Origin of the sequence: Microcoleus sp. BM001215392, from assembly GCF_036700185.1 — a bacterium.
GTDB lineage: Bacteria > Cyanobacteriota > Cyanobacteriia > Cyanobacteriales > Microcoleaceae > Microcoleus.
Window position 1 is genome coordinate 1 of sequence record NZ_JAUBOJ010000189.1, and the last position, 3,867, is coordinate 3,867.

Genomic DNA, 3,867 nt, shown 5'->3' on the forward strand with positions numbered 1-3,867 from the left:
ATTTAAAATTTGGGTTTTAATTATGTCAACAAAGCGCATTCTGGTAATTGATGATGAACCAAACCTTTGCAGTGTGATTCAGGCTTGTCTAGAACATTTAGGTGGCTGGATTGTGCTGGTTGCGCCTGACAGCAGCCAAGGATTGGTTTTAGCTGAAACTGAGGTTCCTGACGCTATTCTGCTCGATGTGATGATGCCTGATATGGATGGAGTTACTCTGTTTGGTTTGCTACAAAAAAATGTTGCTACTCGGGGGATTCCGGTGATTTTTTTGACTGCTAAGGTGCAGGCGATGGATTTGAACGAGTTTGCTGATTTGGGGGTAGCAGGGGTGATTGCTAAGCCTTTCGATCCGATCGGTTTGGCGCAGCAAGTTGCGGATATTCTGGGTTGGGAAATGTCGGCTTAAACTGCCGAAAAGTTCAAAATCAGTGGTTGAAACCAGGTTTATACAAACGAAGAAAAACTCAGCGGTTGAAACCAGGTTTATACAAACTTTCGTCGGCAGTAAGGCAGACGGTCGAATTAAGGGGGCATTACAGGCGATCCGTGCGATCGCAAATTTGGTTTATGGTTCTCAATTTCTTGCTAAAATCTCGAAATTATGTTAATGAACTGGCTTTCTGTGTGGAGGAAGTTATAGTTTTTGCGGCTGTTTTCAGAATTTCCTCATTTTTTTGATATAGCTTTGAGATCGATCGGTGATTGGTTACTTCAAACCCCGATTCCCTAGAAGTTCCAGAGATGACTTCAGGGAGTCGGGGTTTTTTGTTTTGTGTAAAGTCGAGCGCCCACCGCCGTATTTATACTGAGACAAACTGATCTCTAAGTTACACTTGCCTTGGATCGATCGACCAAATTGTGTAAGCCATACTCGGTAATGCAGTGAAGTTGGTTGGGTAAATACGCGGTTTATGCTTAATTTTTGTAATATTTCGTTCACCCAAAGTATATTGATCGAAAAAATGATGGTCTTCATAATTTCCTCAGATTTTTTAGATAATGTCTATTCTAGGTTCTTGAGTTGAAGGTCGCACTCTCAGCAGCATCCTGCTGCCACAGAACGAACCTGTTATCAGGGGAGTTTGGGTGAGTGGCGATACTTTCGATTCACGGCGCGGCTACAGCACAACCAACTTGAATCAGTCAGGGGTCAGGGACTGCATACCAAATAAACTGGATTTTTTAACCGCGAAAAACCTGGTTTACGTGCAATTTCTATAAGTGTTGGCATTAGCACTCAATCAACAATAAATTAATAACTGTGGATGTGATTCGCACTGTCGAATAACACCAAAAAACAAGTGGATAAATTTGTCAAAAGCCAAACAGGCTCGCGCCAACTTGGAGTAAGTTTTTTAAAGAATGTGGAGATTTTTCAAATGTCAGATCGGGAATTTTATAAAGGTAACAGTCAGATTCTCTGCTATTACGCAAATGCTACCCACAAAATTCAGGTAGTTCGGATTGGCAATATTCCTAATTGGTACTTTGAAAGAGTGGTGTTTCCGGGACAGAGACTGATGTTTCAAGCGGCGGCAGAAGCAGTATTAGAAATTCACACAGGCGCGGTGGCAAGTGCTATTTTATCGGACAAAATTCCCTGCTACATACTGCGGGTTATAGAAGAGGTAAGTTTAGAGTCCGATCTGGTTATTCCGGAAGAAAGATGTGCTGTATTAATCCGCTAAAATTAGGGAGAAATCAGACTGACTCGATCGGGGCAACAAAGATATTAGTTAAGTAGTGTTTGGAGATAGGGGAAATGCAGAAAAATCTTGTAAATATTACCTTGGGCATAGTCACAGAGGAAGTAGGCATTATCTTGGAGTCTTATCCCAAGCATCCGTACCAACAGGCTTTTTCACACTCGGGCTTGCGGCAAGATTTAATTGCTTACGTGTTGAGCAGAGTTCCTAATAAATATACTGCGATCGACTCCCGCGACTCAGCCAACGAAAAAGTTCAGGTTCGCTGTTCTTCAGAACAGTTGCTGCACATAGAAAATTTGATTCATACTGGCATTCGCGACTTGCTGCACAGCTATCCGAAGGTAGATTACCGGCTACCCGCACAAGTTAAATCGGGTTCGAGAGTTGGTAGTTGGTTGTGATAGTTTGCGGTAATTGAGGGAGATGCCGAAATTCTCGGCACTCTCGATCGCCCTCGTCGATCTAGAATTGTCTGTGCGATCGATCGCGATCGAGACTTTTGGTAATCGCAGCAGCCGTCGCAAGGGCCATTAGGGTTGACGGCACAGCGCATAATTTCCGATCGAGCGTTAAAGTAGCAGAATCACCTCTACAGGTAAAGTATTTTGTTCCATGTGCGGTGCCGCAAGCGAGTACAAGCTGATGGTATCGCAGTCTCCGTGTTTGTAGTCAGGACTTCAGTCCTCTGATTTTTATGAGGACTGAAGTCCGAACGATCAAACCTTTAAAAGCATTTTAGGCAATCAAAACTCCCAAAAATATCTCATTCCTTCCATGATTCCCCCAGCGCAAGCAGAACCAGCTAAATAATGATTTTTTGTGCCGCATTCGCGATACCATGCTAAGAGTTCGGACAGAGCGTTAGCAACGATTACTCCGCGAACATCCTGTTCAAACATACTGATATCGTTGCCAGAATCGCCGCAAACTAAGGTTGCATCAGAAGGAATTTGCAGGCGTTTTTGTAAATAAGTCAAGGCATTGCCCTTGTTGCTAGTTTGCGGTAAGATATCTACATCGCGGTTGCTGCTAAAAATGATTTGAGCTGCCAGTTTCGATGCAGTTAACTTTTGTTGCAATTCCTGGACAATAGAGGTATTTTCTGCTGCTGGTTCCAGGCAATAACTGATTTTCCAAGGATTTTGTTCGGCGAGGGATTGAGGTTGAAGCTTCTTAAACTGCTGAGCTAAAGAGGCGATCGCCATTTTATCCCAATCTTGAGACATATATTCCGCCCAATCTAAATCTAGGGTTGCGTTTTGGTAAATTTCGCTGCCTACACCTGCGATTATATAGTTTGGTGCTAGCAGTTGCTTTTGGGCAATTAATTGGCAAGTTGAAGCATGGGAACGCCCGGTAGCGTAAACTAAACAAATTTGCGATCGCATTGATTGCCAGCGCTGGTTTAATATTTGAGTTGCTGCGTCGTCTCCGACTAATGTATTGTCTAAATCTGTGATTAATAAGAAATTCATTTTTTGAATTAGGAATTGGTAATCGGGAATTGGGAATTGGTAATCGGGAATTGGCAATTGGTCTCAACAATCGCCTAAAAACCTTGCTGTCTTTTTTGGGTTGGCGGTGGAACAGAGGGCGTAAAGCCATCACAATTGGTCAAATTCAGGATAACTCAAGCCCAGAAGTTGCGCCCTTTGAGGGAGTCGGTCAGATAAAAGGCTGATGTGGTTGAGGTTGCAGCGTCGCAGCTATGGGCGGGAACGGATCGAGGTTGATTGAACGGTCGATCGAACTTTACCACAAGCAGATGCAGCAACAGCCCAAAAAGTAAGGGGGGCAATTCGTAAATTGCCCCCAAATGAGTTAGAAATTGCAAACTCTTCTCAGTCTGAAAAAGCTACTGAAGTCGGTACAGTGCCGACATTAGCAGCCAGACTGACACCTCTGATAAAGTCTAGCATACAACAAGACGCGGCATAAGTGATATGATTTTCCATTTTTCGATTTGAGATTTGGGAATGACTTATATGGTGTGCGGTAAATTACCCGCAATCAAGAAGGTTCGATCGTGAGGAGTTTAATGATATCATGTCGGATAGATTATCATAACAAAAACGTTTCGATCGTTCGGACTTTAGTCCGCAGCTTTTTGCGGACTAAAGTCCGCACTACTAACCAGCTTTTTGCGGACTAAAGT

General features: G+C 43.3%; 6 protein-coding genes. 4 read left to right on the forward strand and 2 right to left on the reverse strand.

The features are described from left to right. The first annotated feature begins 22 nt into the window (after positions 1 to 22). The 3 genes from QT974_RS19535 (at position 23) to QT974_RS19545 (ending at position 2,113) form a co-directional block, all read left to right on the forward strand. Positions 23 to 409: a response regulator gene (locus tag QT974_RS19535; RefSeq protein ID WP_333470101.1), complete on the forward strand. Its 387-nt coding sequence runs from the start codon at positions 23 to 25 to the stop codon at positions 407 to 409. 973 nt (positions 410 to 1,382) lie between these two features. Beyond that, positions 1,383 to 1,691: a DUF1830 domain-containing protein gene (locus tag QT974_RS19540; protein ID WP_333470090.1), complete on the forward strand. Its 309-nt coding sequence runs from the start codon at positions 1,383 to 1,385 to the stop codon at positions 1,689 to 1,691. Positions 1,692 to 1,765: 74 nt separating this feature from the next. Continuing rightward, complete coding sequence (locus tag QT974_RS19545; protein ID WP_333470091.1) at positions 1,766 to 2,113, forward strand: hypothetical protein; 348 nt, start codon at positions 1,766 to 1,768, stop codon at positions 2,111 to 2,113. On the opposite strand, the gene QT974_RS34795 is transcribed toward QT974_RS19545, so the two are convergent. Further along, positions 2,059 to 2,265: a DUF6464 family protein gene (locus tag QT974_RS34795; protein ID WP_442933194.1), complete on the reverse strand. Its 207-nt coding sequence runs from the start codon at positions 2,263 to 2,265 to the stop codon at positions 2,059 to 2,061. The two genes, QT974_RS19545 and QT974_RS34795, sit on opposite strands and share 55 nt — an antisense overlap. 190 nt (positions 2,266 to 2,455) lie before the next feature. Beyond that, complete coding sequence (locus QT974_RS19550) at positions 2,456 to 3,187, reverse strand: sucrose-phosphate phosphatase (RefSeq protein ID WP_333470092.1); 732 nt, start codon at positions 3,185 to 3,187, stop codon at positions 2,456 to 2,458. Positions 3,188 to 3,216: 29 nt separating this feature from the next. On the opposite strand from QT974_RS19550, the gene QT974_RS19555 reads away from it, so the two are divergent. Further along, entirely contained in the window at positions 3,217 to 3,393 is a 177-nt protein-coding gene (locus tag QT974_RS19555) for a hypothetical protein (RefSeq protein WP_333470093.1), read from the forward strand. Positions 3,394 to 3,867 lie beyond the last annotated feature (474 nt).